The organism is Streptomyces tatrensis, from assembly GCF_049310065.1.
GTDB lineage: Bacteria > Actinomycetota > Actinomycetes > Streptomycetales > Streptomycetaceae > Streptomyces.
In genome coordinates this window covers 1344385-1369169 of record NZ_JBMDLB010000007.1, presented here as the reverse complement: position 1 = coordinate 1369169, position 24785 = coordinate 1344385, and the positions used below count along the sequence as shown (strand labels likewise).

The following is a 24785-nucleotide window of genomic DNA, read 5'->3' as shown; positions in this document are numbered from 1 at the left end:
GGCCCGGTCGCCAGTGCGCGCATTACCTGCGAGGTAATCGACCCCGTGGGGCTCCGGCGGCACAGTGGAGTCATCGGGTTCCGGGGCCGCGCACTCGGCTCCGGGGCCCGGGTCGTCCGTACTCCACCAGCGCAATCGACCCTCGACGGAGGCTGATCCGCCATGTCCGCAACCCTGCTCACCGCCGTAGCCCGCACTGCCGTCCCACAGACCGCGCTACGCCGGTTCCTCGCCCTCGACGCCGTCGTCACCAGCGGCAACGGGCTCGCCTACGTCGCCTTCTCCGCGCCCCTCGGCCGGCTGCTCGGCATCGACCAGGGGCTGCTGCTGGGACTCGGGGTGTTCCTGCTGCTCTACGCGGCGGGCGTCGGCCTGCTGGCCTTGCGCCGGCAGCCCCCGGTCTTCCCCGTCAAGCTCGTCATCGAAGGCAACTACGCCTGGGCCGCGCTCAGCCTCGTCTCCCTCGTCGTCTGGTTCACGCCCACCACCGCCGGGGCGGTGTGGATCCCGGCGCAGGCGCTCACCGTCGGCTCCTTCGCCCTCTTCCAGCAGCTCGCGCTGCGCGCGGGCTCAGGGCGCCAGTGACCGCAGGTACTTCACCGTCGCCGGGTCGGCCGGCAGGAGCGTCTCGATGGCCAGCTCGGCGACCGTCACGTCCATGGGGGTGTTGAAGGTGGAGATGGAGGACACGAAGGAGAGCAGGTGCCCGTCGTGCTCGATCCGCAGCGGGAGCGCGAGGTACGCCACGGCCTCGTGCGGCCCGTCCGCGTCCAGACCGGCCGCGTGCCGCTCGCCCTCGATGGTCCCCGCCGCCGCCGCGGGCAGCGGATAGGCGGCCACCTCCTCGTACAGCGCGCGCAGCGGCGCCGAACGGGCCAGGGCGATCTGCCGCTCCATCTGGGCCAGCAGGTGTCCGCGCCACTCGCGGAAGTTGCGGATCCGGGGGGCGAGGCCCTCCGGGTGCAGGGTCAGCCGCATCACGTTGAGGGGACCGGCCAGCAGGTGCTCCGGCATGCCCTCCATCAGCATCAGGATGCCCCGGTTGGCGGCCACCACGTCGTACGTGGCGTCCACCACCAGCGCCGGATACGGCTCGTAGCCGGTCAGTAGCCGCTCCAGCCCCTCGCGCAGCACCTCCATGGAGGGGTCGCTGAGCGGGGTGTGCGCGTACCGGGGTGCGTAACCGGCCGCCACCAGCAGGGCGTTGCGGTCCCGCACCGGGACTTCCAGGTGGTCCGCGAGCCGCAGCACCATCTCCTCGCTCGGCCGGGACCGGCCCGTCTCCACGAAGCTGATGTGCCGGGAGGAGGAGTCGGCGCGGCCCGCCAGATCCAGCTGGCTGAGACCTCGCCGCTCCCGCCAGTTGCGCAGCAGGTTGCCCACCGTCAAGGGCGCAGCAGTCGTCATGCCTCGACGTTAGCCCAGCCGGACGCCCCGCGGCCGGGTCACCCCACGTCGAAGACGTTCCGCAGACCGAGGCGGTAGCGCCACAGGTCGTGCCGCTTGGCGGACTCCACCTCGGGTGCTCGGTACAGCGACCGCACCGTGCACCGCGCGGCCTGCGAACCATCCCTGTCCAGGAGGGAGTTGACCGCCGCCCGGGCCGAGGCGTTCGCCCCCTCCATCGTCGCCAGGTCGATGTCCACGGACACGTAGTCCCCGCTGAGGAAGAAGTTCGGGATCCGGGTGCCCGCGCTCGGCCGGTTGTGGAAGGTCCCGGTCGGGTGGATCAGCAGCTCGTCCTGGTTGGTCGGATGCGGGGTGCCGGTCCCCTCCACCCCCGGGTCCAGGAACCACGAGTGCAGCTTCCCGTCCGACAGCACGGTCTTCCCGGTGTCGTTGAGCGAGGCCTTCAGCTGCGCCCACACCTCGCGGGCGACCTCCTCGCGGGTGCACTGCTTGGCCGTCTTCCCGTAGAGGATCCCCGGCTTGTCCCACTCGGAGATGTCCACCGACAGGCAGTCCACGGCCGCGCCGTCCCCGTAGTCGGCGGGGAAGTCGCGCGACGGCCAGTGCTCTGCCTGCTGGATCGCCGTCAGCGACCAGGGCGAGTCGATGCAGTTGAGGTGGCCGTGTACGAGGGGTGCGCGCTCGCTGAGGTAGAACTGGATGCCGGTCATCCAGTCGGTCCGCAGCAGGTCGCACCGCCCGAGCATCGGGTCGGCCGCGCGCAGCGCGGGGCTCCAGGTGCGGCGGGCGTGCTCGACGGGCAGCGCACTGACGTAGTGGTCGGCGGTGACGGTCCGCACGGCTCCGGCCGGGTCCTCGACGAGGACACCGCTCACCCGGCCGTCCCCGTACCGCACTTCGCGCACCGTCCACCCGATCCTGAACTCCACGCCCAGCGAGCGCAGATGGGCCTCCCACGGGTCGATCCACGCCTCGTTGGTGGGCAGGTTCAGGATCCGGTCCGGAGGGCCGTCGGCGCCGCGGCCCAGCAGGTTGAAGACAAAGGCCTCGCCGAGCGTGCCGACGGTACGGGTCGAGGCCTCCTCGGCCTTGGTGGCCACGATGTTGCGGGTGACGCCGATCGCGAGGATCCGCTGGTACTCGCTCGACATCCGCGCGGCCCGGGTGAACTCCCACCACGGCGTGCGCTCCCACTGCCCGTCGCGCCGCTCGTCGCAGCTGGTGAGGAAGACCAGGGCGCGGTCGACGAAGTACGCCGTCTCGTGGAGCGGGAGGCGGACCAGCGACTGGAGGATGCCGGTGAGGGCCCGGCGCAGCTCGTCGGGCGTCAGCTCGGCGGGGGAGTGCTCCGGCCAGGGGATGGGCGCGCGCAGGTCCTCGCGGCCGGCCGCCCGGGCGAACATCATCTCGCGCGGGGCGACCAGGTTGTCCCAGACGCCGTTCGCGTTGCCGGGGAAGGGGATACGCCGCATCGTGTCCGGCAGGTTGTGGTAGATCCCCGGGATGAAGCGGAAGCCGTGCTCGGCGGGGAGCGGCCGGCGGCCGCCCCGGGCGCTGCCGGGGACGTCCATGCTGCGGGCCTTGCCGCCGAGGGCCCGCCGCTCGTACACGGTGACGGCGTAGCCGCGTTCGGCCAGTTCGTGCGCGGCGGTGAGGCCGGCGACCCCTCCGCCGAGGACGGCCACGCGGCGCGCGTCGGCCGCCGCCGCGGCGGGCCGGGGGGTGGCCGCTGCGGTCGCGGCCTCGGCCGGGAGGGTCCCGGCGGCCGATAACGCGCCCGCGGTGGCGGCGGCCCCCGCGATGAAGGTGCGCCTGGAGTTTCCTGTGCGCGTCACGGTGATGCTCCCTCGATGTCGTCGGCACCCGGCGGTGTCACCGGCGGTCTCACCGGTGGCGTCACCAGTGATGCCACCCGTCGTATTACCGGCGGTAACAGTCACGTCCGGCGCAGGAGCATAGGGGCGGCGCGGTGGCCACGGAAGGCAGGGAAGCACCCGCACGCACTATGGCGCGAAACCTTCCCTCCCGCCCGAGCTGTGGGAACCTTGACTCCACGTCAGGTCAATCGGGCAGTCGTGTACGCCGTGTACGTCGTCTACGGGGAAGGAGCCTGCGGGTGTCGAGAGAGCCGCTTTCGCAGAAGGAGATCGAGGACCGGCTGAGGGAACTCCCCGGCTGGGCCTTCGAGGACGACCGGATCATCCGGACCTACCGGCTGGGCAGCCACTTCGCGGCGAGTGCGCTGGTCAGCCACATCGCCAGCGTGCAGCAGGAGTTGAACCACCACTCCGACCTCACCCTCGGCTACAACACGGTCCGCCTCTCCGTGAACACGCACGACGCCGGAGACTCCGTGACCGACGCCGACTTCGCCCTCGCCGAGCGCGTCGAATCCCTGGCCCCCGCCCACGGCGCCGCCTGATGCCGGAAGCACCACCCATGCCCATGCCGAGACCGCTCCTCGACTACGACGCCGAAGCCGAGGCCTACGACGCCACCCGCGGCGGGGTCCCGCGCGCCGAGGCCGCCGCCGCGGCGGTCCTCGGCCTGCTCCCGCCGGACACCGTCACCCTGCTCGACCTCGGCTGCGGCACGGGCATCGTCACCACCCGCATCGCCGCCGCCCGCCCGGGGCTGCGCGTCCTCGGCGCGGACGCCTCGTACGGGATGGCCGCCATGGCGCGCTCCCGGGGGGTCCCGGTGGTCCTCGCCTCCGGGACCCGGCTCCCGTTCCGCCCGGGTTCGCTCGACGCGGTCAGCGCGGTCTGGCTGCTGCACCTGCTGCGCTCACCGGGCCTGGTGGCCGCCGTGATCGCGGAGGCCGGGCGGGTGCTGCGGCCCGGCGGGGTGTTCGTCACCACCGTCGACAAGGACGTCGCCCACGACGTGGGCAGTGACATCGACGCGGTGCTCGCCGAGCACCTCACCGCCACCCCCGCCGACTCCGCCCAGGCCGTCACCGGCCACGCGGCCGCGGTGGGCCTGTACCCCGCCGGCGAAACCCTCTTCACCGGCCACGGCCAGGGCCGCACCCCGCGCGGGGCCGCCGAGGCGCTGCTCGCCGGCCGGTACGCCTCCCGGGTCCACCCGCGCGGCATCACCCCGCGCGAACTCGCGGACCGGCTGGAACTCCTGCCCGGACCGGACACCCCGCGCGCGGAGCCGACGTACCGGCTGCGCGGCTTCGTACGGGCCTGACGGGCGGGCGGGGGACAGGGGGCTTCGCTGCCCCCGCCCCCTGTCCCCGCCCACGCCTCAGGCGGGTTCCAGGCGCCACCACTGCGCCGGGGAGTCGGTGTCCTCGCACTGCCGGGCCCGGCCCTCCGCGTCCGCCTCCAGCGGCAGACCGCTGATGGCGGCGATCAGCGAGACCACGCCGGGATCGTCGAGGTGCTCCTCCACGACCCACTCCTGCGCCCCGAAGGCGTTCGCCCTCCACACCTGGACCCGGGTGCCGCTCTCGGTCGAGGCGTTCGCGACATCGAGCCGCTTGCCGTTGTGGACGCTGACCAGGTGGAAGATCCCGCCGCCGCTGTGCACCGGGGTGATCTCCCACCGCCGGGCCGCGGCCGGCTCGCCGTCCGGCCCGACCCAGACCCGGTTGCCGCCCTCGACCTGGAGCAGCAGCCCGCTGGCGGCATTGCGGATCAGGTACACGCCGTCGGGCGCCTTCGTCCCTCTCGTCGGCTCGCTCACCGGCGGCTCAGTAGTCGAACTCGGCCGGGTCGGGACCGATCCGGCGGCCCGCCGAACCCGCACCGAGCGCGTCCAGCGCCGCCACGTCCCCGGCATCCAGCTCGAAGCCGAAGACGTCCAGGTTCTCCCGGATCCGCGCCGGGGTCACGGACTTCGGGATCACGACGTTGCCCAGCTGGAGGTGCCAGCGCAGGACCACCTGCGCGGCCGAGCGGCCGTGCTTGGCGGCGATCGCGGTGACGGCGGGCAGGGTGAGCAGGTCCTTGCCCTGGCCGAGCGGGGACCAGGCCTCGGTGGCGATGCCCAGGCGCGCGTGCAGGGCGCGCAGCTCGGTCTGGGGGAGCAGCGGGTGCAGCTCGATCTGGTTCACGGCCGGCACCAGGGAGCTCTCGGCGCCGAGCCGATCCAGGTCGGCGGGGCGGAAGTTGGACACGCCGACGGCCTTGGCGCGGCCGCTCTGCGCGATCTCCTCGAAGGTCTTCCAGATGGCGAGGAAGTCGTCGCGCATCGGGCGCGGCCAGTGGATCAGGTACAGGTCGATCTCGTCGAGGCCCAGCTTGGCGAGCGAGGCGTCGAACTCGCGGAGCACGTTGTCCCGGCCCCAGGTCTCGGACTTCCCGTTCCACAGCTTGGTGGTGACGAAGAGCTCCTCGCGCGGCACCCCGGCGGAGGCGATGGCCTTGCCGGTGCCCTCCTCGTTGCCGTAGATGGCGGCCGTGTCGATGCTGCGGTAACCCGCCTCCAGAGCCGTCCGGACGGCCTGCTCGGCCTCGGCGTCCGGAACCTGCCAGACGCCGTAGCCGAGCTGGGGCATGAGCGTGCCGTTGTTGAGCTTGATGCCGGGGACCTGATTCACGTCGGTCGTTCCCTCTGGTCGTCGCTGGTGCGGGTGCTGAATGCCGTACGGACACTGGTGCGCATGCCCGTACGACCGGCGACAACCGGGCCCCGGCGTGGCCTATTCCCGCCGTACGGGTGAATTCGTACGGCGGAAACAAACGCGCGGCGCTACGCCCCCAGGTACGCCTCCCGGACCAGCGCGTTGGCCCGCACCTCGGCGGCCGTGCCCTCGGCGAGCACGGTGCCCAGGTCCAGGACCACCACCCGGGTGCAGAGGTCCATCACGAAGGCGACGTTGTGCTCGACCAGCAGCACCGCGCAGCCCTCCTCCCCGGCCAGCCGGCGCACGACCGCCGCCAGCTGCTCGCGTTCGGGCGCGGACATGCCCGACGCGGGCTCGTCCAGGAGCAGCACCCGGGGCGGATCGGCCACGGCGCGGGCCAGCTCCACCATCCGGGCCCGCCCCACCGGCAGACCGCCGGCGTACGCGTCCCCGAGCGCGCCGATGCCGCAGTCGGCCAGCACCTGCGCGGCCCGCTCCCGCCGCTCCCGCTCCCGGCGGCGCCGGGTGGGCGAGGCGACCAGATCGGCGGCGAAACCGCCGCCCCCGCCCCGCCACTCCTGCGCGACGAGGACGTTGTCGGCCACGCTGAGCTGCCCGAACAGCTGCTGGCGCTGGAAGGTCCGGCGCATCCCGTGCCGGGCCCGCCAGACGGGGGAGCGCCGGGTGACGTCCACCCCGTCGAGCAGCATCCGGCCCTGGTCGGGCCGCCGGATCCCGGACAGCACGTCGAACAGGGTGGTCTTCCCCGCCCCGTTCGGCCCGATCAGCCCGCACACCTCGCCGGCCCGGATCCCGAGGTCCACGCCCGTCAGCGCCCTGACCCCGCCGAACCGGACACTGACGCCGCGGGCCTCCAGCACATAGGGGTCCTCTCTCATGTCGCCATCCCCAGGTAGGCCTCGGTCAGCCGGTCCGCCTCCACCTCGGAGCGCGGGCCGCACCAGGAGACCCGGCCCTGCGAGAGGTAGGCGACGGTGTCGGCGATCCCGAGGATCTCGGCCGCCTTCTCCTCCACCAGCAGTAGCGCGGTGCCGGCGGCGCGGAGCTCCATGAGGAGCCCGTACACCTCGTCCACCACGCGCGGGGCGAGCCCGAGGGAGGGTTCGTCCGCGATCAGCACTGCGGGTGGTCGCTGCAACAGCGGTGCGAGGGCCAGCATTTGCTGTTCCCCGCCGGACAACGACCCGGCGGAGAGGGTGCGCCGCTCGCGGAGCCGGGGGAACCGGTCGTAGACGGCGTCCCGTTCGTCCGCGTTCCCCAGGTAGAGGGCGAGGTTCTCCTCGATGCTGAGCGAGGGGAAGATCCCCCGGCCCTCGGGCGCGAGCAGCACTCCCGCCCGGGAGCGGCCGACTGCGCCGTCGCGGGTGGCGTCCCGCCCGCCCACGTGGACGGTCCCGCCGGCGACGGCCAGCGCTCCGGCCGCCACCCGGCAGGCGGTGCTCTTCCCGGCCCCGTTGGGCCCGAGCACGGCGAGGATCTCCCCGCGCCGCACGACGAGGTCCACCCCGTGCAGGACGAGCCCCCCGTCGTACCCGGCGGTGATGCGGCGCAACTCCAGCGCGGGCAGCTCCGCGGACGGCTCCGCCGGTGGCGCCGGGGTGCCCCCGGCTGCGGGTGCTCGCCCTGCGGGCGGCGGTTCCCCCCAGCCCCCGGCGAGATCAGCCTCGCCGGCGTTTGAGGCGCGGGGGTCCGGGGGCGGAGCCCCCGAGGGGTCCGGGCGGAGCCCGGTTTCGGGAAGGGGCGGGGTGGGGGAAAGCCCCGCAGGGCCAACCCCGACTCCGCCGCCGACCCGAGCCGCGGGAACGGCTCCGGCTCCGGCCCCGGCTCCGGCACCGGCGGCCAAGGCGACGGCCCCGGCCCCGGCGGAGGCCAAGGCAACGGCTCCGGCTCCGGCGGAGGCCAAGGCAACGGCCCGCCGCCGGGCCAGCCGCACCGGCACCGCCGCGCAGTACCCGTCGGGATCGTTGGCCAGGGCCAACCCCGCCAGGCCGAACAGGATCACCGGCAGGTGAGCCGACTCCGTCACGTAGTCCGCCATCACCCGCGGAGCGACCGCGAAGACCAGCCCCGCCACCACCGCGTACTGCGGCCTGCGCACGCCCGCCGCGACGACCACCGCCAGCCACACCAGCCCGGTCATCGCCGTGAAGTCCGTAGCGGTGATGCGGGTGTTGTACGAGGCGTACATCACGCCCCCGAAGCCGGCCAGCCCCGCCGACAGCGTGAACAGCAGCAGCTTCGTCCGCAGCACGGACACCCCGGAGGCCATCGCGGCCGCGGGGGCCGACCGCACGGCGAGCATCGCCCGGCCCGAGGGGGAGTTCCGCAGCGCGCTCAGCCCGGCGGCGACCGCCGCGACCAGGACGAGCAGGGCCACCCCCAGCGCCCGGTCGTCGGACAGGTCCACCGGCCCGATGACGGGGCGCGGGATCGACCACCCGGAGTCCCCGTTGCGCAGCCACCGCATCTGGAAGAGCACCTGGTCCGCCAGGAAGGCCAGGGCCAGCGTCGCCAGCGCCAGGGAGCGCCCGCCGAGCCGTAGCGCGGGCAGTGCGACCAGTGCGCCCAGCAGGGCGGCCACGCACGTGCCGACCGCCAGCGCCGCGAAGAACGGCCAGCCGCGGCTCATCAGCAGTCCGGCCACCAGCGCGGCCCCGGTCACGAAGGTGCCCTGGGCCAGGGACACCATCGCCCCGAGCCCGGTCACCACGGTGAAGGACATGAACACCAGGGCCAGCGCGAGCCCTTGGGCGAGGAGCCCGCTCCAGAAGGGGGTGGTCACGGTGTAGAAGGCCGTGCCCAGCAGGACCGCGCCCGCGGCCCACACCCCCCAGCGCCGCATCCACGGGGCCCCGGCCAGATGGTCCGGCGAGGCCACGTCCACGGCGGCGGTCCCGGCGGCCCGGGCCCGCCGGGTGAGCACCAGCAGCCCCCCGAAGAGGATCAGGAAGGGTACGGCCGTCCTGAAGCCGGTGATGGAGTCGGCGAAGGACGCGTAGCCGACGACCAGGTTCTGCAGGACCCCGAGCCCGAGCCCGCCCGCGAAGGCGAGCGGGACGGAGGCGAACCGCCCGATCACGGCCGCGGTGGCCGACACGAACAGGAACAGCGTGAAATCGTGCGCGGACAGCCCGAGCAGCGGGGTCGCCAGGACCCCCGCCAGCCCGGCCAGCCCCGATGCGATCATCCACGCCACCGAGGACAGCCGGTCGGCGTCGATCCCGCGCAGCTCGGTGAGCGAGCGGTTGTCGACGGCGGCCCGCAGCCGCAGCCCCAGCCGGGTGTGCCGCATCAGCACCCACAGGGCGACGGCCACCAGGGCCGTGGCCACCCAGGTGATCAGCTGGTCGGAGTCGATGCCCACGTCGGAGGTGAGCTGCCAGGAGACGGCGGGGCTCGGCCCCACCCCCGGCAGCCCGAACTGGTTCTCCGCAGGCTTGAGCGGCGCTCCCGCGTCCGTCAGGAGCTCCACCGTCCAGAGCCCGGCCGCCGGCAGGGCCACCAGGAGCCCGATGGTGGCCACGATCTGCGCCGTCTCGCCGACCTGCGCGAGCCGACGGAACATCAGCCGGTCCAGCGCCCACCCGAGACCGGGCGCCAGGACGAGGACCACCAGCAGCGCCGCCGGGACGGCCGGCCAGCCGAGCCCGGAGTGCAGCTCGTAGAAGGTGAGCGCGCACAGGTAGGCGGTGGCCCCGTGCGCGAAGTTGAACAGCCCGGACGCCGAGTACGACAGCACCAGCCCGGTGGCCAGCAGTGCGTACAGGGCGCCGGACACCAGACCGCTCAGTACGAAGGCGAGCAGATCTCCCATTCGGTTTCCCGTACCCCTACTTGAAGGGGATGGGCTCGTAGCACTTGAACGGTACGGAGACCTCGTACGCGCCGTTCCTCAGCTGGACGAGCGCCCCGCAGCCGAAGCTGTCCTTCTGGCCCTTGGGCTCCGCGCGGTTGCCGACGAGGGTGTCGGTGTCGGAGAAGCCCTGCGCGGCGGCCTGGAAGGACTCGACGGTCAGGCCCTTGCCCGCCTTCTGCGCGATGGACACGAACAGGTCGGCCGACATGTACCCGGTCATCATGTGCATGTTGAGCGGCACGTCCAGCCCGCCCGACGCGGCCTTGATGTCGGCCTTGAACTGGGCCATCTTCGGGTTCGTCGACTCGAACGGCTCGAACTGGAGCAGGACGTGCACGCCGTCGAGGGCCTGCTTGGTGGCGTCCTTGGCGAGCAGACCCGGGTCGTAGTCGGTCGGGTCGGAGAGCAGGCCCTTGTACCCGCTGCGCTTGAGCGAGGTGAACAGCCCGATGTTGTTGGGGGTCTGCATGACGGAGACGACCGCGTCCGGGGCCTTGCCGTCGTTGCTCTCGAGGATCTCCTTGACGTACGCCGACCAGTCGCTCGGCACGGCGGTGCCGGGCACCGAGGCCTTGGCGTAGGAGACCTTGAACCCGGCGCTGGTGAAGCCCTGCTGGAAGGTGCGCACGCCGAACTTTCCGGCGTCGCTGTCGTTGGCGATGATCGCGACCGACTTGCCCGCGGCGCCGCCGAGGATCTGGCCGATGCCCTCGGGCCAGGTCTGGTTGATGGTGCCGCCGGGGGTGGGGACGAGGCAGCCGTTGAACCCGTAGATGTACTTGGGTCCGCAGAAGGAGGGGAGCGTGCCCCAGCCGAAGGTGGGTACCTTCTCCTGCTCCAGGAAGTCGGCGCCGGTGAAGGTGACCGAGCTCATGGGGGCGATCGCGAAGACCTTGTCCTGCTGGACGAGTTTGCGGGCCGCGGCCAGGTTCTTGGCGGGGTCCTGCCCGTCGTCCTCGGCGCCGATGTAGTCGATCTTGAGGCCGTTGATCCCGCCCTCGGCGTTGGCCCTCATGTAGCGGGCCTTCGCCCCGAGGTCGGTGGCCTTCTTGCTGTAGCCGCTGGCGCTGGTCATCGACACGATGCCGCCGACCTTGACCGAGTCGGCGGTCACCCCGCGGGAGTTGCCGCCGGCCACTCCCGGCTTGTCGGTGGAGGCGCCGTTGGAGGCGGAGTTGCAGGCGGAGACGAGCGCGAGCGCTGCCGCCGCGGCGGCCAGGGTGCGGATCGGTCGCAACATGTGTGGATCCCCTCCGGTCGGAATCCCCGCATTCTGTGCGCGACCTGACGCATCGTCAATATCAACGACAAGTAAAGTGACGGCCCGTCAGGTAACGGTTCGGACTGTCGGCGTGATCGCGCAGCACCGTGCCGGTGGCGTCCGTCAGGACTGGTAGAGGGCCGCCACCTCCTTGGCGTAGACCTTCTCTATGGCCCGGCGCTTCAGTTTCAGCGAGGGCGTCAGCAGCCCCCGCTCCTCGGTGAACTGCTCGGCCAGGACGCGGAACGTGCGGATCGACTCGGCCTGGGAGACCAGGGTGTTGGCCGCCACCACCGACCGGCGGACCTCCGCCGTCAGATCGGGGTCCAGCACCAGGTCCGCCGCCGGCAGCTGGGGGCGGCCCCGCATCGCCATCCAGTGCGCGACCCCCTCCATGTCCAGGGTGAGCAGGGCCGCGATGTACGGCCGGTCGTTGCCCACCAGCACGCACTGGGAGACGAGCGGGTGCGAGCGGACCCGCTCCTCCAGGGCGGCCGGGGCCACGCTCTTGCCGTTGGAGGTCACGAGGATCTCCTTCTTGCGCCCCGTGATCGTGAGGTACCCGTCCGAGTCGAGACGGCCCAGGTCCCCCGTCGCCAGCCAGCCGTCCCGCAGGACGGCCTCCGTGGCGGGCGGGTCGTTCAGGTACCCGGAGAAGACGTGCGCGCCGTACAGCCAGATCTCCCCGTCGCCGGCGATGTGCACCGTACCGCCGGGGATCGGCTGCCCGACGGTGCCGTACTTGACGGCCCCGGGCGGGTTCGCGGTGGCCGCCGCGCAGGATTCGGTGAGCCCGTACCCCTCGAAGACCGTCACCCCGGCGCCGTCGAAGAACAGCCCCAGTCGGCGCGACATCGCGGAGCCGCCCGACATGGCGTGCCGCACCCGGCCGCCCAGCGCCTCGCGGACCTTCCCGTACACCAGCTTCTCGAAGAGCTGGTGCTCCATGCGCAGCTTTGCCGAGGGCCCCGGCCCGGTGCCGAACGCCTTCTGCTCGCGCGCCTCCGCGTACCGTACGGCCGTCTCCACCGCCCGGTCGAAGGGCCCCGTCCGGCCCTCCGTCTCCGCCTTGCGGCGGGCGCCGGCGAAGACCTTCTCGAAGACGTGCGGCACACCGAGCACGAACGTGGGCCGGAACGCGGCGAGGTCCGGCAGCAGTTCGGCCGCCGCCAGCACCGGCTGGTGCCCCAGCTTGACCCGGGCACGGACGGCCGCCACCTCCACCATCCGCCCGAAGACGTGGGCGAGCGGCAGGAAGAGCAGGGTGGACGGCTGCTCACCGGGCCCGGCCCGGAAGACGGACTCCCAGCGGGTCACCATCGTGTCGGCCTCGAACATGAAATTGCCGTGGGTCAGCACACAGCCCTTGGGGCGTCCGGTGGTCCCCGAGGTGTAGATGACGGTGGCCGTCGCATCGGGCGTCACGGCGCCGCGGTGGCGGTGCACGACGTCCTCGGCGACCTGGAGCCCGTCCTCGACGAGCCCGTCCACGGCGCCCGCGTCCAGCTGCCACAGCCGGCGCAGCACCGGCAGCCGGTCGATCACCGACCCGACGGTCATGGCCTGGTCCTCGTCCTCCACCACACAAGCCGTGCACTCGGAGTCGTAGAGGATCCAGTGCACCTGCTCGGCGGAGGACGAGGGGTAGACGGGGACCGGCTGGGCGCCGATCGCCCACAAGGCGAAGTCGAAGAGCGTCCACTCGTACCGGGTACGGGACATGATCGCGACCCGGTCCCCGAAGCGGATGCCCTGCGCGAGCAGCCCCTTGGCGAGCCCGAGCACCTCGGAGGCCAGTTCGCCGGAGGTCACGTCCTCCCAGACCCCGCCCGACTTGCGGCCGAGCACGACCCGGCCGGGGTCCTCGTGTGCGTGCTGGAAGACGGCGTCGGCCAGACCGCCGACGGGTGAGCCCGTGACGACCGGTGGGACGGTGATCTCGTGCAAGGCCCGCTCCTCTCCGTACGGCGCGGCGACGCTATCCCACGCCCACGCACTGGTGATCACGGAAGGGAGACCTCCACAAGACCTCCCCAGCGGCGCGCCCGGGGCGCGTCCTGAGCGCCTCCTGAGCGCGTCAAGGGCGCGTTCTAGGCGGTGACCACGGAAAGGTTGAAGTCCACCGGGCCGAGCACCCCGTAGAGGCGCAGCCACAAGGCCATCAGTGCTTCGGTGGCGCGGGCGCTCGACAGGTCGCCGAGATCGGTGATCTGCTCGGGCGCCCAGCCGAAGGAGCGCAGCAGCGCGGTGGTCTCGGCCTTGGCGTCGGCGTCGTCCCCGCTCACGAACACGGTGTGGTGGCCCGGCACCCGGCCGGGCTCGACCATGACGGCGTTGTTCATGGTGTTGAGCGTCTTGACGATCCGCGCCCCGGGAAAGGCCTTCTGGAGCTGCTCGGCGACGCTGTGGCCGTCCGGGGTGACCACCTTGGGCGGGAACCCCTCGGAGAAGTCCAGCGCGTTGGAGACGTCGACGACGGTCTTCCCCCGGAGGTTGCCGGCCCCGGCGGCCTCCAGCACGGCGAGCGAGACCAGCCCGCCGGTCGCGTTGACGACGAGCTCGGCGGTGGCGGCGGCCTCGGCGAAGGTCCCGTGGGCACCGCCCGTTCCGGCAGCCCACCGTGCGGCATCGGCGTTGTCCGCCGTACGGGACCCCATCGTGACCTCGTGCCCGACCTCCACGAGCTTCCCCGCCAGCCGCTGCCCGACCTCACCCGTCCCCAGCACCGCGATCTTCACGTGGGTCCCCCTGCTCGTTCCGTACGAATTCCCGCCGAACCACGACTGGTTGGCGTACGCAGACCCTAAACGCACGCCGCCGCGAACGGCAGCACATCCGGCCCGCCGGGGCGTCCTGGCTCCCAGGCCGGGGGATCCTCGGGGCGGGCTTGGGGCGGCGATCGACTCCATCGCGGAGGCGCCCGGCCAGCGGCGTACGGCCACGGCGTCCGGGCGGCTCCGCCCGGGCCGGCCGGCTTGGGCCGTCGGCGACGCTCACCGCGGCGGGCGCGGCGGGCGCGGCGCCGCGGAGGGCGCGGCGGGCGCGGCGGACTCGACGGGCGCGGCGGGCGCGGCGCCGCGGAGGGGCCACGCCCGCGGGGCTCCCGCGCGGACGCGTACCCTGCGGGGCCGGTCCCCTACCCGCCCTTCCACCGTTCCCCGGGCGCTGCCCGGACCCGGTCGGACGACTGGAGATTCCCCCCGTGACTCCGCCCCGGCCTCCGGCCCGGCCCCGGCCTCCGGCCCGGCCCCGGCCTCCGGCCCGGCCCCGGCCTCCGGCCCGGCCCCGGCCTCCGGCCCGGCCCCGGCCTCCGGCCCGGCCCCGGCCTCCGGCCCGGCCCCGGCCTCCGGCCCGGCCCCGGCCTCCGGCCCGGCCCCGGCCTCCGGCCCGGCCCCGGCCTCCGGCCCGGCCCCGGCCTCCGGCCCGGCCCCGGCCTCCGGCCCGGCCCCGGCCTCCGGCCCGGCCCCGGCCTCCGGCCCGGCCCCGGCCTCCGGCCCGGCCCCGGCCTCCGGCCCGGCCCCGGCCTCCGGCCCGGCCCCGGCCTCCGGCCCGGCCCCGGCCTCCGGCCCGGCCCCGGCCTCCGGCCCGGCCCCGGCCTCCGGCCCGGCCCCGGCCTCCGGCCCGGCCCCGGCCTCGGGCCCCGGCCTCCGGCCCGGCCCCGGCCTCGGGCCCCGGCCTCCGGCCCGGCCCCGGCCTCGGGCCCCGGCCTCCGGCCCGGCCCCGGCCTCGGGCCCCGGCCTCCGGCCCGGCCCCGGCCTCGGGCCCCGGCCTCCGGCCCGGCCCCGGCCTCGGGCCCCGGCCTCCGGCCCGGCCCCGGCCTCGGGCCCCGGCCTCCGGCCCGGCCCCGGCCTCGGGCCCCGGCCTCCGGCCCGGCCCCGGCCTCGGGCCCCGGCCTCCGGCCCGGCCCCGGCCTCGGGCCCCGGCCTCGGGCCCCGGCCTCCGGCTACGTGGCTTCGGTGCCGTGCCCGGCCCCGGCTCGTGGTCCCGGATCTCGGATGGGGGTCCATTCGCCTCCGGCACTTTGGTTCCGCCCCGTCTGCGCGGCCCCCGGCGCCTTGCGTGCGGCCCCGGCTGCGAAGCCGTGCCCCCCGCTGCGCGAGCCCCCTACGCCGCCCGCGTCAGGCGGTCCGCGCCCGACAGGATCGCCGCGGCCAGGGCTTCCGCGGCGGCGGAGCCGCGGGCGCCCCGCAGGAGGGCGAACTCCACCGTTCCAAGGTCCGGGAGGCCGCCGATGCGGACCAGCCCCGGCGGGATCAGGCCCCGGGTGTGGGCCATCACGCCCAGTCCCGCCCGCGCCGCCGCGATCAGGCCGCTCAGGCTGCCGCTCGTACAGGCGATCCGCCACGGCCGCCCGTCCGCCTGCAACACGTCCAGCGCCCGCGCCCGCGTGATCCCCGGCGGCGGGAAGACGATCAGCGGCACCGGCCGGTCCGGGTCCACCCGCAGCCCCTCCGCCCCGATCCACACCATCCGGTCCCGCCACACCAGCCGGCCCCGCTCGTCCCCGTCCCCGCGCCGCTTGGCGAGTACGAGGTCCAGCCGCCCCGCGTCCAGCCGCTCGTGCAGGGTCCCCGACAGCTCCACGGACAGCTCCAGCTCCACCTCGGGGTGCTCGTGCCGGAAGGCCTCCAGGATTTCCGGCAGCCGGGTCAGCACGAAGTCCTCCGAGGCGCCGAAGCGCAGCCGGCCCCGGATCCGGGTGCCCGCGAAGAAGGCAGCCGCGCGCTCGTTCGCCTCCAGGATCGAGCGGGCGAAGCCGAGCAGCGCCTCGCCGTCCTCGGTGAGTTCCACGCTGTGCGTGTCGCGCAGGAAGAGGGGCCGGCCCGTGGCCTCCTCCAGCCGGCGCACGTGCTGGCTGACCGTGGACTGGCGCACGCCGAGCCGGGCGGCGGCCTGCGTGAAGCTCAGGGTCTGGGCGACGGTGAGGAAGGTGCGCAGCTGAACGGGGTCGTACACACCGCCCACCCTACTCCCGCTCATCACGTTCCGTGATGACAGTGAGAGCGGTGTACGGGTTTCCCGATCACCACCCCGCCCCCGAGAATGAGAGGGATCAGTCGAGGCCGGTCCCGCCCCGCCCCGCCCCGCCTCCCGCCGACCTCAGCAAGTGAGCATCCCCATGCGCCGCCCGCACCTCCCCGCCCGGCTCCCCGTGGACCCGTTCATCATGGGTCTGCTCGCCACCGTCGGCCTCGCCGCCCTGCTGCCCGCCCGCGGCGCGGCCGCCTCCGCGGCCGAGGTCACCTCCACGGCGGCCGTGGCCCTACTCTTCTTCCTCTACGGCGCCCGGCTCTCCACCCGCGAGGCCCTCGACGGCATGCGCCACTGGCGGCTCCACCTCACCGTGCTCGCCTCGACCTTCCTCCTCTTCCCCCTCCTGGGCCTCGCCGCGCACGCCCTGGTGCCCAGCGTCCTCACCCCGCCGCTCTACAGCGGCCTGCTCTTCCTCTGCCTGGTCCCCTCCACCATCCAGTCCTCCATCGCCTTCACCTCGATCGCCCGCGGCAACGTCCCCGCCGCGATCTGCGCGGGCTCCTTCTCCAGCCTCATCGGCATCTTCCTGACCCCCCTCCTCGCGGCCGGCCTGCTCGGCAACAGCGCGGGCGGCTTCTCCTCCGACTCGCTGGTGAAGATCGTCCTCCAGCTGCTCCTGCCCTTCCTCCTCGGTCAGGCCCTGCGCCCCTGGGTGGGCGGCTTCCTCGTCCGGAACAAGAAGGTGCTCGGCCGCGTCGACCGCGGCTCGATCCTGCTCGTCGTCTACACCGCCTTCAGCGCGGGCATGGTCGCCGGGATCTGGCGCCAGGTCAGCCTCCCGCGCCTCGGCGGGCTGATGGCCGTGGAGGCGGTCATCCTCGCCGTGATGCTGGCGGCCACCTGGTACGGGGCACAGCGCCTCGGCTTCACCCGCGAGGACCGGATCGCCATCCAGTTCGCGGGGTCGAAGAAGAGCCTGGCCGCCGGACTCCCCATGGCCAGCGTGCTGTTCGGCCCCCAGGCGAGCCTCGCCGTGCTGCCGCTGATGCTCTTCCACCAGATGCAGCTGATGGTCTGCGCGGTACTGGCCCGCCGCCGGGCACGGGACCCGCAGGCCCCACAGGCCACGGAGCGGCCCGAACGCGCCGCCGGGCATGTGGCGGAGGTCTCGCACGGCCCCCAACACCCGGTCCCGCAGGCCCGGTAACGTGCGGCGGTGACCTGGATACGCCCGCTCTCCGCCCACGCCCCGCGCCCCTGCACCCTGGTGGTCTGCCGGGGCTGCTGCTGCGGCGACCCCCGCAAGAACCCCGGCACCGACCACGCGGGGCAGCTGGCCCGGCTGCGCGAGGCCGCGGCGGCCTCCGACGGGCGCCTGGCCGTCCGTACGAGCGACTGCCTCGGCCCCTGCGCGCAGGCCAACGTCATCGTGGTCCAGCCCACCACTGAGGCCCGCCGCCGGGGCGCCCGGGCGGTCTGGTTCGGCTGGGCCCTGGACGACACCGCCACCGACGAGGTCATCGCCTGGGCCGAGGCGGGCGGCCCCGGAGCCACCCCGCTCCCGGCGACCCTCGACCTCCACCGCATCGACCCCCCGGAGCCGAAGCCGGCCGAGCCCGCCTCCCGCCGCGGCCGCCGCAAGCGCTGACCGGGGCGCAGGACGGGGGTGCGGCATGGGGGCGGAGTAAGGGCGGAGGGGGTTCGGGGGCGGAAAGCGTTAGAGCGAGGAAATGTCCGGTTCTTCTAGGTTCTGGGTGTCAGCAAGAAACCCCGAACCACCAGGGAGCCCCCTCATGAAGCTCAGCAAGCGCATCGTCGCCGCCTCCGCCGCCGCCCTGCTCGCCACCCTCGCCATCGGCGGGGCCGCCCACGCCGCGGACAACGGCGCCGGCTCCGCGAAGGACGGCTCTTCCCACAGCCGCACGATCGAGGCCCCGGCGGGCACCCCGCACGTCGCCGCGAAGAAGATCGAGCCCGCGTCCAAGGACAACCCGTACAGCCAGACCATCAACGCCCCGGTGGGCACCGAGCGCACCGGCGCGGGTCACCTGGCCGACAAGTAGCCCGTGCGGGGCAGGGGCGGGGTCCGCGCGTCGGCCCCCGCCCCTCCGTCGGCCCCCGCCCGCCCCGTCGGCGCCCGCCGGCCCGCGGCTCACGCCGTCAGGTCGATCCGTTCCTCGCCCGCGTAGATGTTCATGTCCCCGCCCCGCAGGAACCCGACCAGCGTCAGCCCCGACTCCAGCGCCAGGTCCACCGCGAGCGAGGACGGAGCGGATACGGCCGCCAGTACGGGGATGCCCGCCATCACGGCCTTCTGCGCCAGCTCGAACGAAGCCCGCCCCGACACCAGCAGCACCGAACCCGCCAGCGGCAGCCGCCCGGCTTGCAGCGCCCGCCCGACGATCTTGTCCACCGCGTTGTGCCGCCCCACGTCCTCCCGTACGTCGATCAGCTCGCCCCCCGCCGAGAACAGCCCGGCGCCGTGCAGGGCGCCCGTGCGCTCGAAGACCTTCTGCTCCGCGCGCAGCAGGTCCGGCAGCTCCCCGAGGACGCGCGCGCCCACCCGTACGGGATCGTCCGCGAGCCCCGGGAACCGGGTCGCGGTGCGCACCGCGTCCAGGCTGGCCTTCCCGCACAGGCCGCACGAGGAGGTGGTGTAGACGTTCCGCTCCAGCGTGATGTCCGGCACCGGAACTCCGGCGGCGAGCTGTACGTTCACCACGTTGTAGGTGTTCGTTCCGTCCTCGGCGGCGCCCTCGCAGTAGGTCACGGCCCGGACGTCCGAGGCCGAGGCGAGCACCCCCTCGCTGGCGAGGAAGCCCACGGCCAGCGCGAAATCGTCACCCGGGGTGCGCATCGTGATGGCCAGCGGTTTGCCGTTCAGCCGTATCTCCAGCGGCTCTTCGGCCACCAGCGTGTCCGCCCGGGCCCCTGCCACGCCGCCCCGGATCCGGACGACGCGACGGCGTTCGGTGACCCGTCCCATGTGATCAGCCCACCTGTTCTGTTCTTGCCGTACACCTGGAACACCCATTCTCCAGGATCGGCTCCGGGCCCCTTCCCCGGCTGGAGGACCCTCGGGAAGCTCCAAATTCCGGGCACTGAATCCTGTCGGGTCACGCGCCCTTGTACCCATCAGTAGCAGGCAAAGCTGGTAAATCCTGACTGCCTTACAAGGGGGGACCCCGCCCATGACCGGTTCACGCGTGGTGGCGCTAGGGCACTACCAACCCTCGAAGGTGATCACCAACGAGGACCTCGCCGCCATGGTGGACACCAACGACGAGTGGATCCGGTCCCGCGTCGGGATCAAGACCCGGCACATGGCCGGACCCGACGAGCCGGTCGACGAGCTGGCCTACCAGGCCGCGGGGAAGGCCCTCGCGAGCGCCGGCCTGACCCCGGACGACATCGACCTCGTCCTCGTCGCCACCTCCACCGCGATCGACCGTTCCCCCAACATGGCCGCCCGTGTCGCGGCCAAGCTGGGCATGGGCTCCAGCCCCGCCGTGATGGACATCAACGTCGTCTGTTCGGGCTTCACCCACGCCCTGGCCACCGCCGACCACGCGATCCGGGCCGGCGCCGCCACCCGGGCGCTGGTCATCGGGGCCGACAAGATGACCGAGATCACCGACTGGAGCGACCGCACCACCTGCGTCCTGACCGGTGACGGCGCCGGCGCGGCCGTGGTCGAGGCCTGCGAGGAGCCCGGAATCGGCCCCGTCCTGTGGGGCTCGGTCCCCTCGATGGGCAACGCGGTCCGCATCGAGGGCTCGCCGCCGGTCTTCGCTCAGGAGGGCCAGTCCGTCTACCGCTGGACCACCAGCCAGCTCCCCCCGCTCGCCCGCAAGGTCTGCGAGAAGGCCGGGATCACCCCCGAGGACCTGGCCGCGGTCGTCCTCCACCAGGCGAACCTGCGGATCATCGAGCCGCTCGCCGCGAAGATCGGCGCCGTCAACGCCGTCGTCGCCCGCGATGTGGTCGACTCCGGCAACACCTCGGCCGCCTCCATCCCGATGGCCCTGTCCAAGCTGGTCGAGCGCGGCGAGATCCCCTCCGGGGCGCCCGTCCTCCTCTTCGGCTTCGGCGGCAACCTCTCCTACGCCGGCCAGGTCATCAGCTGCCCGTGACACCGGGGCCGGAGCCCGTGGCGGTCCCCGTCGCGGGCTCGGCCGCCTTCGGGTCACCCGCCGGGTCGGTGCCCGTGGCGCGGGACTCCGCCGCCAGCGCGGCCACGAGCACCAGGACCAGCGCCGTCAGCTGCCAGACCGCGCCGATCCGCATGCCCGCCGCGGCGGTCGCCAGTACGGGTACCACCGCGAGCGCGCGGAACCGTACCGGCCGGATCCCCAGCACCAGCCGGAAGGCGACGTCCCCGGCCAGATAGCAGGCGACCCCGCCCGCGAGCGCGAGGGCGGGTCCGGTCGGCAGCTGCTCGCCCAGGTGCCCGATGCTCTTCTTCACGCCTGCCGAGAAGGCGGCGATGCCCAGCAGCATCGGGATGAAGCAGTAGTAGTACGCGCGCAGCGCCAGCTTGAAACGCCGGTCCGGGGGACAGCCCGCGAAGACGTGCTCGGCGCGCCCCTCGTCGCGCACGAAGTACATCCACCACAGCGCCGCCCCGACGGCCAGCGTCAGGAACGCGCCGACGATGATCCCGAAGGTCAGCGGCAGCGAGCCCACACCGATGCCGACCGCGATGATCGACTCGCCGAACACGATGATCAGCAGCAGTCCGTGCCGTTCCACGAAGTGCGCGGCGCCGATCCCGCCGAGCTGCTCCTCGATGGTCGTCCCCTCGGCGGCTTCGGCCCCGGAGGCCGTCGCCCGCCGCGAGATGGCGGGCGTGACGAACTGGAACAGAAGCGCCAGCCCCCACAGCCCGAGGGCCGCCGCCCCGTCGAACCGCCCGGCGGCCGTCACCGAGAGCGCGGACAGCGCGTTCGGCAGCGCGAACCACAGCACCCCGCGCCCGTGGGCCTGGCTGTACAGCGCACTGTGCGTGATCACGACGACCAGGTAGCCGAGCCCGAAGGCGACCCCGCCGTCCCCGAAGGCCGTCGGCACGGCCAGGGCGCACACCAGGAACGCCCCCATGGCGAGCAGGATCAGCAAGCGGCGCACGGGCCGGTCGGGCGGCACCTGATTGGTCAGGTACGCGTAGCCGCCGTACATCCAGAACAGCACCGTGAAGATCAGCAGCACCCGCCCGGCACCGCGGAGGGTGAGGTCGTCCGCGAGCAGCACCGTCAGCTGGGTGATGGTGAAGACGAAGACGAGGTCGAAGAAGAGCTCCAGCGTGCTGACGCGATGCTCGGATTCCATATGTGATTCCCCCTGGACTCAAACATGCGGCGCCCATCCGATCGCCTCGTGACGCCGCTGTCCAACGGGTATCAGCATTCGGGAGGCCCCGGTGCTCCGTCGTGCGACTTGAGAGGTACGGCGATCCCGCCCGGCGGGCTGACGGATCGGCGCGCGAGGACTCGGAGGATGGAAGGACGCAAACCGCCAGCAAGAGGAGCAAGTTCCGCATGAGTCGCAAAAAGGTAGCCCTGATCACTGCCGGGACCGTCGCCGGCATCGGGATCGCCGCGGCGATCGCCGTACCGGCCGCCAACGACTGGCTCGCGAACCGGCACCAGCAGACGAGCTCCTACGCGACGGGCGCCGAGGCGAAGGCCGCGCGCACTTCCGTCCCGCGCTGGCTGGCGGACGACGCGAAGTCGGTCTCGTACTCGATGAAGACCACGGGCGGCGAGCGCCTGCTGAAGGCGACCCTCCCGGGCGGCAAGCCCCCGGCCCGCTGCGAGACGGTGCCCGCCTCCCAGGCCAAGGAGATACAGATCGGGGCGGCCTGGTTCCCGAAGGACGCCCGGGGCAAGGCGAGCCTGCGCTGCGGTACGTACTACGGCTACATGGACGGTGGCGACACCTTCTACGCCTGGCAGCACCAGGAGGACCTGGTGGCGGGCGAGCGCACCAATGCCGCTCCCTAGGCCCCAGCTCGCGAGACGCGTCGTCTCGACCGGGCCCGCGCACCGGGCCCGGGACATGCCTGCAGGTCAGCGCGGCGCGTCGGACTCGGGCCGGGCGAAATGCCTGGTCGGAACCCCGCCGAACCTTTGCTATTGTTGTCCATGTCGCCGCGGGAAACCGGGGCCGACCACCTAGTCCGGGTGGCGGAATGGCAGACGCGCTAGCTTGAGGTGCTAGTGCCCTTTATCGGGCGTGGGGGTTCAAGTCCCCCCTCGGACACAGAGGTCAACCGACCAAACAGAGCCGGTCAAAGCGACGTAATGTCGCTTTGACCGGCTCTGTTGTTGTGCGTGAACGTGATCTGGCCCCCTGCGAGTCGCAGGGGGCCAGATCTATTTTTCCTGCTCAGGTGGGGTGTGGGGGGTGGGGCGCCAACGTCAGCCCTCCCGGCCACGCGAACCACGTCCCCACGGGCCGCCCGCCGGCGCTCAGCCCTGCGGCTCCGGCGGGGGCGCGTCCGCCGCGTGCGGGCTGCGCGCGGCCGAGTCGGCCCCCGCCTCGGCCCGTCCGGCCGTCTCCGCGCTGCCGACCGGACCGTCTCCGCCCTACCGTGCGTTCAGCACGGACGCGACGACGTCGCCCGCCGGCCCGCTGCCGTAGCCGCCGGACTGGACGACCGAGCCGGCGGCCAGGTCGTCCGCGTAGCCGGTGAACCAGCTGTTGGAGTCGCTCTGCCCATCGACCTCGGCCGACCCGGTCTTGGCTCCCTTGTCGCCGCTGACCGCGGACATCGCCTTGGCGGCGGTGCCGTCGGTCGCGGCGGCGCCCATCACGCTGCGCAGGGTGGCGGCCATGTTCCCGGGCAGCGGCTGGGCGGTGGTCAGCTCGCCCTTGATCATCTCCCTGGGCACGATCACCGGCTGGCGGAACGCGCCGTTCTTCACCGTCGCCGAGAGGGAGGCGACGCTGAGGGCGTTCATGGTGACCTTGCCCTGGCCGATGTAGGAGGCGGCCGTCTCGGGGCCCTTCGAGACCGGGATGCCGGCGTCGGTGGAGACGATCCCGATAGACCACACCCCGCCCAGGCCGAAGTACTTGCGGGCCGTCCGGCTCAGGGCGGTGTCCTCCACGCCCTTGGCGTTCAGCGGGCCCAGCGCCTTCATGAAGAAGGTGTTGCAGGAGCGGCGGAAGCTGTCCCGGAAGGTGCCGTTCGCGATGGAGAAGTTCTTGTTGTTGTGGAAGGTCGTGCCCGACCAGGTCACCTCCTTCGGACACTCGACCGGGGAGGCCGGTCCGCCGACCAGGCCGTGCTCCAGCATCATCGCCGCGGTCACGACCTTCATCGTGGAGCCGGGGGCCTGCGCCCCCTCCATCGCCACGTTGAACCCGCCGGCCGGGCTGTTGGCGACCGCGCTGATCTCGCCGGTGCTGGGCCGGACGGCGACCACCGAGGCCCGGTCGTACTTCTTCACCGCCTGCTCGGCGGCGGCCTGTACGTCGGCGTCCAGCGTCGTCTGGACCTTCTTCGTCTTTCCCTTGACGAGGGTGAGCAGCGTCCGGTTCGGCGCGTCGGCGTCGGCCGGCTCGATCCAGGTCTCGACGCCGGGCTCGGCTGCGGCCCCGTCCGCGTACCGGGTACGCAGGGTGTCCAGCACGGGGGCCAGCGACGGGTACTTCTCGGCGGTCAGCTCCCGGCCCTCGCGGTCCAACGCCTGGATCGAGCCCCTCTTCGCCTCACCGGTCCGCAGGGTCGCGCCCTCGATCAGCTTCGGGTGCAGCACCGCCGGCCGCCAGTCCACCAGCGCCCGCCCACTGCTCTTGCCCCGCACCACGGTCAGCTCCGAGGCGTACGCCAGCTCCTTCTCGTGCCCCTTAAAACTGATGGTCGCCTTCACCGTGTACGACACCGTGGCGCCGCTCGCCGCGCCCGGCGTGACCACGGCGTTCTCCACGTGCCCGGTCTCCCGGAAGCCGCGCAGCGCCTCCGCGGCCGCCGCCGGGTCGTCGGTCAGCGTCCCCGCCGCGTCCGCGTCCCCGCGGGCCCACGCCGCCAGGAAGTCCCGCGATGTCCGCTCGACCTCCTCGGCCGTAACCTTCCCGGACCCGGACGCGTTCAGCGCCGCGGCGTCCGCGCCACCGAGGCCCGCACCGTCCGAGTCCCCGCCCAGCAACTCGTAGCCCGCGAACCCCACCCCGCCCGCCACCAGGACGAACACGCCGCCGACGAAGGCGGTCTTCACTCCGCTGCGCATGGTGCAGCCCCTCCCCTGACGTCCAGGTAGACAGTGTGGCTGGTGGAAGCGAAGTGCTGGGCGTCGGTGTCGACGTGGTCACTGCCCACGGGCCGCACGTCCACCCGCGTCGGCGCGACGTTGTGGTCGCCCACCATCACCCGGAAATGGGTGCCGTTGGACACCTCCACCCAGGCATCCGGCACCGCGCCCGCGACGACAGCCGCCCGCGCGGCCGGCGCGGCGATGGCCGCGACCGGAGCCACGGCGGTCCCCACGATCCCGAGTGCAACCGCCGCACCGATGACGGTCATCGCCGTTCTGAACCCCTTCACACATCCCCCTGTACAACCTGCTCGACTGCTGCCTGCTGGAACCTTCGGGGACTCTGACCTGCGAGGCATGCCGAAGGTTGTACGCCGGATTCGCAACGAGGCCGGCATTCACCTCGTCAGAGGAGCAGCAACCCTC

The 24785-nt window shown here is 73.4% G+C and carries 22 protein-coding genes and 1 tRNA gene; 9 read left to right on the top strand and 14 right to left on the bottom strand.

What is annotated here, in order from left to right; translation table 11 throughout:
• The first annotated feature begins 162 nt into the window (after positions 1-162).
• The gene (locus tag ACODT5_RS10010) at positions 163-585 is read left to right on the top strand and encodes a hypothetical protein (RefSeq protein WP_422518823.1); all 423 of its coding nucleotides are present in this window, start codon (positions 163-165) and stop codon (positions 583-585) included.
• Here the strand turns inward: ACODT5_RS10010 and ACODT5_RS10005 are convergent.
• Together ACODT5_RS10005 and ACODT5_RS10000 are read right to left on the bottom strand one after the other, a co-directional pair.
• Positions 571-1407 (bottom strand): helix-turn-helix domain-containing protein, encoded by an 837-nt coding sequence (locus ACODT5_RS10005; protein WP_422518822.1) that lies wholly within the window; start codon positions 1405-1407, stop codon positions 571-573. The two genes, ACODT5_RS10010 and ACODT5_RS10005, sit on opposite strands and share 15 nt — an antisense overlap.
• Positions 1408-1445: 38 nt before the next feature.
• Positions 1446-3245 carry a hydroxysqualene dehydroxylase gene (locus ACODT5_RS10000; RefSeq protein ID WP_422518821.1) on the bottom strand — a complete coding sequence of 600 codons (1800 nt, stop codon included), beginning with the start codon at positions 3243-3245 and terminating at the stop codon, positions 1446-1448.
• A 281-nt stretch (positions 3246-3526) separates the two neighbouring features.
• Between ACODT5_RS10000 and ACODT5_RS09995 the strand changes: the two genes are divergently transcribed.
• A complete protein-coding gene (locus ACODT5_RS09995) occupies positions 3527-3832 on the top strand; it encodes a 4a-hydroxytetrahydrobiopterin dehydratase (protein ID WP_383954560.1) in 306 nt (101 codons plus the stop codon).
• 23 nt (positions 3833-3855) lie between these two features.
• On the top strand, positions 3856-4608 hold the full coding sequence (locus ACODT5_RS09990) for a class I SAM-dependent methyltransferase (RefSeq protein ID WP_422518820.1): 753 nt from the start codon (positions 3856-3858) through the stop codon (positions 4606-4608).
• A gap of 57 nt (positions 4609-4665) precedes the next feature.
• On the opposite strand, the gene ACODT5_RS09985 is transcribed toward ACODT5_RS09990, so the two are convergent.
• The 8 genes from ACODT5_RS09985 to ACODT5_RS09950 all read right to left on the bottom strand — a co-directional run bounded on the left by ACODT5_RS09985 (position 4666) and on the right by ACODT5_RS09950 (position 16083).
• A complete protein-coding gene (locus ACODT5_RS09985; RefSeq protein WP_422518819.1) occupies positions 4666-5106 on the bottom strand; it encodes an RICIN domain-containing protein in 441 nt (146 codons plus the stop codon).
• Positions 5107-5113: 7 nt separating this feature from the next.
• Positions 5114-5962, bottom strand: coding sequence for an aldo/keto reductase (locus ACODT5_RS09980; protein WP_422518818.1), 849 nt, complete (start codon positions 5960-5962; stop codon positions 5114-5116).
• A gap of 152 nt (positions 5963-6114) precedes the next feature.
• A complete protein-coding gene (locus ACODT5_RS09975) occupies positions 6115-6888 on the bottom strand; it encodes an ABC transporter ATP-binding protein (protein ID WP_422518817.1) in 774 nt (257 codons plus the stop codon).
• Positions 6885-9824 carry an ABC transporter permease subunit gene (locus ACODT5_RS09970; protein ID WP_422518816.1) on the bottom strand — a complete coding sequence of 980 codons (2940 nt, stop codon included), beginning with the start codon at positions 9822-9824 and terminating at the stop codon, positions 6885-6887. Before ACODT5_RS09970 ends, ACODT5_RS09975 begins: the two co-directional genes overlap by 4 nt.
• A 16-nt stretch (positions 9825-9840) precedes the next feature.
• Complete coding sequence (locus tag ACODT5_RS09965) at positions 9841-11106, bottom strand: ABC transporter substrate-binding protein (protein ID WP_422518815.1); 1266 nt, start codon at positions 11104-11106, stop codon at positions 9841-9843.
• Positions 11107-11250: 144 nt separating this feature from the next.
• Positions 11251-13074 carry an AMP-dependent synthetase/ligase gene (locus tag ACODT5_RS09960; protein WP_422518814.1) on the bottom strand — a complete coding sequence of 608 codons (1824 nt, stop codon included), beginning with the start codon at positions 13072-13074 and terminating at the stop codon, positions 11251-11253.
• Positions 13075-13217: 143 nt separating this feature from the next.
• The gene (locus ACODT5_RS09955; RefSeq protein ID WP_422518813.1) at positions 13218-13865 is read right to left on the bottom strand and encodes an NADPH-dependent F420 reductase; all 648 of its coding nucleotides are present in this window, start codon (positions 13863-13865) and stop codon (positions 13218-13220) included.
• Between the two features lie 1366 nt (positions 13866-15231).
• Positions 15232-16083, bottom strand: coding sequence for a LysR substrate-binding domain-containing protein (locus ACODT5_RS09950; RefSeq protein WP_422518812.1), 852 nt, complete (start codon positions 16081-16083; stop codon positions 15232-15234).
• A 163-nt stretch (positions 16084-16246) separates the two neighbouring features.
• Here ACODT5_RS09950 and ACODT5_RS09945 point away from each other — a divergent pair, with 163 nt between their 5' ends.
• From ACODT5_RS09945 to ACODT5_RS09935, 3 genes are all read left to right on the top strand, one after another.
• The gene (locus tag ACODT5_RS09945; protein WP_422519614.1) at positions 16247-17308 is read left to right on the top strand and encodes a bile acid:sodium symporter family protein; all 1062 of its coding nucleotides are present in this window, start codon (positions 16247-16249) and stop codon (positions 17306-17308) included.
• Positions 17309-17317: 9 nt separating this feature from the next.
• Positions 17318-17749: a (2Fe-2S) ferredoxin domain-containing protein gene (locus ACODT5_RS09940; RefSeq protein WP_422518811.1), complete on the top strand. Its 432-nt coding sequence runs from the start codon at positions 17318-17320 to the stop codon at positions 17747-17749.
• A 145-nt stretch (positions 17750-17894) separates the two neighbouring features.
• On the top strand, positions 17895-18164 hold the full coding sequence (locus tag ACODT5_RS09935) for a hypothetical protein (RefSeq protein WP_422518810.1): 270 nt from the start codon (positions 17895-17897) through the stop codon (positions 18162-18164).
• 89 nt (positions 18165-18253) lie between these two features.
• On the opposite strand, the gene fdhD is transcribed toward ACODT5_RS09935, so the two are convergent.
• A complete protein-coding gene (gene fdhD, locus ACODT5_RS09930; protein ID WP_385376626.1) occupies positions 18254-19087 on the bottom strand; it encodes a formate dehydrogenase accessory sulfurtransferase FdhD in 834 nt (277 codons plus the stop codon).
• 205 nt (positions 19088-19292) lie between these two features.
• On the opposite strand from fdhD, the gene ACODT5_RS09925 reads away from it, so the two are divergent.
• The gene (locus ACODT5_RS09925; protein ID WP_243338920.1) at positions 19293-20234 is read left to right on the top strand and encodes a beta-ketoacyl-ACP synthase III; all 942 of its coding nucleotides are present in this window, start codon (positions 19293-19295) and stop codon (positions 20232-20234) included.
• Here the strand turns inward: ACODT5_RS09925 and ACODT5_RS09920 are convergent.
• Positions 20221-21429 (bottom strand): low temperature requirement protein A, encoded by a 1209-nt coding sequence (locus ACODT5_RS09920; protein ID WP_422518809.1) that lies wholly within the window; start codon positions 21427-21429, stop codon positions 20221-20223. The genes ACODT5_RS09925 and ACODT5_RS09920 overlap by 14 nt on opposite strands.
• A gap of 209 nt (positions 21430-21638) precedes the next feature.
• Between ACODT5_RS09920 and ACODT5_RS09915 the strand changes: the two genes are divergently transcribed.
• On the top strand, positions 21639-22103 hold the full coding sequence (locus ACODT5_RS09915) for a hypothetical protein (RefSeq protein WP_422518808.1): 465 nt from the start codon (positions 21639-21641) through the stop codon (positions 22101-22103).
• Positions 22104-22277: 174 nt separating this feature from the next.
• Positions 22278-22362 (top strand) — tRNA-Leu (locus tag ACODT5_RS09910).
• A 326-nt stretch (positions 22363-22688) separates the two neighbouring features.
• Here ACODT5_RS09910 and ACODT5_RS09905 read toward each other — a convergent pair.
• Both ACODT5_RS09905 and ACODT5_RS09900 read right to left on the bottom strand, forming a co-directional pair.
• On the bottom strand, positions 22689-24335 hold the full coding sequence (locus tag ACODT5_RS09905) for a penicillin-binding transpeptidase domain-containing protein (protein WP_422518807.1): 1647 nt from the start codon (positions 24333-24335) through the stop codon (positions 22689-22691).
• Positions 24320-24628, bottom strand: a complete 309-nt coding sequence (locus ACODT5_RS09900) for a hypothetical protein (RefSeq protein WP_422518806.1) — start codon at positions 24626-24628, stop codon at positions 24320-24322. The genes ACODT5_RS09905 and ACODT5_RS09900 overlap by 16 nt, the downstream gene beginning before the upstream one ends.
• Positions 24629-24785 lie beyond the last annotated feature (157 nt).

Excerpts from the sequence above, each read along its gene's own strand:
- ACODT5_RS10010 (WP_422518823.1), top strand. The coding sequence starts at position 163 with ATGTCCGCAACCCTGCTCACCGCCGTAGCCCGCACTGCCGTCCCACAG.
- ACODT5_RS10005 (WP_422518822.1), bottom strand. The coding sequence starts at position 1,407 with ATGACGACTGCTGCGCCCTTGACGGTGGGCAACCTGCTGCGCAACTGG.
- ACODT5_RS09990 (WP_422518820.1), top strand. The coding sequence starts at position 3,856 with ATGCCGAGACCGCTCCTCGACTACGACGCCGAAGCCGAGGCCTACGAC.
- ACODT5_RS09975 (WP_422518817.1), bottom strand. The coding sequence starts at position 6,888 with ATGAGAGAGGACCCCTATGTGCTGGAGGCCCGCGGCGTCAGTGTCCGG.
- ACODT5_RS09970 (WP_422518816.1), bottom strand. The coding sequence starts at position 9,824 with ATGGGAGATCTGCTCGCCTTCGTACTGAGCGGTCTGGTGTCCGGCGCC.
- ACODT5_RS09965 (WP_422518815.1), bottom strand. The coding sequence starts at position 11,106 with ATGTTGCGACCGATCCGCACCCTGGCCGCCGCGGCGGCAGCGCTCGCG.
- ACODT5_RS09945 (WP_422519614.1), top strand. The coding sequence starts at position 16,247 with ATGCGCCGCCCGCACCTCCCCGCCCGGCTCCCCGTGGACCCGTTCATC.
- ACODT5_RS09935 (WP_422518810.1), top strand. The coding sequence starts at position 17,895 with ATGAAGCTCAGCAAGCGCATCGTCGCCGCCTCCGCCGCCGCCCTGCTC.
- fdhD (WP_385376626.1), bottom strand. The coding sequence starts at position 19,087 with ATGGGACGGGTCACCGAACGCCGTCGCGTCGTCCGGATCCGGGGCGGC.
- ACODT5_RS09925 (WP_243338920.1), top strand. The coding sequence starts at position 19,293 with ATGACCGGTTCACGCGTGGTGGCGCTAGGGCACTACCAACCCTCGAAG.
- ACODT5_RS09920 (WP_422518809.1), bottom strand. The coding sequence starts at position 21,429 with ATGGAATCCGAGCATCGCGTCAGCACGCTGGAGCTCTTCTTCGACCTC.
- ACODT5_RS09915 (WP_422518808.1), top strand. The coding sequence starts at position 21,639 with ATGAGTCGCAAAAAGGTAGCCCTGATCACTGCCGGGACCGTCGCCGGC.
- ACODT5_RS09905 (WP_422518807.1), bottom strand. The coding sequence starts at position 24,335 with ATGCGCAGCGGAGTGAAGACCGCCTTCGTCGGCGGCGTGTTCGTCCTG.
- ACODT5_RS09900 (WP_422518806.1), bottom strand. The coding sequence starts at position 24,628 with ATGACCGTCATCGGTGCGGCGGTTGCACTCGGGATCGTGGGGACCGCC.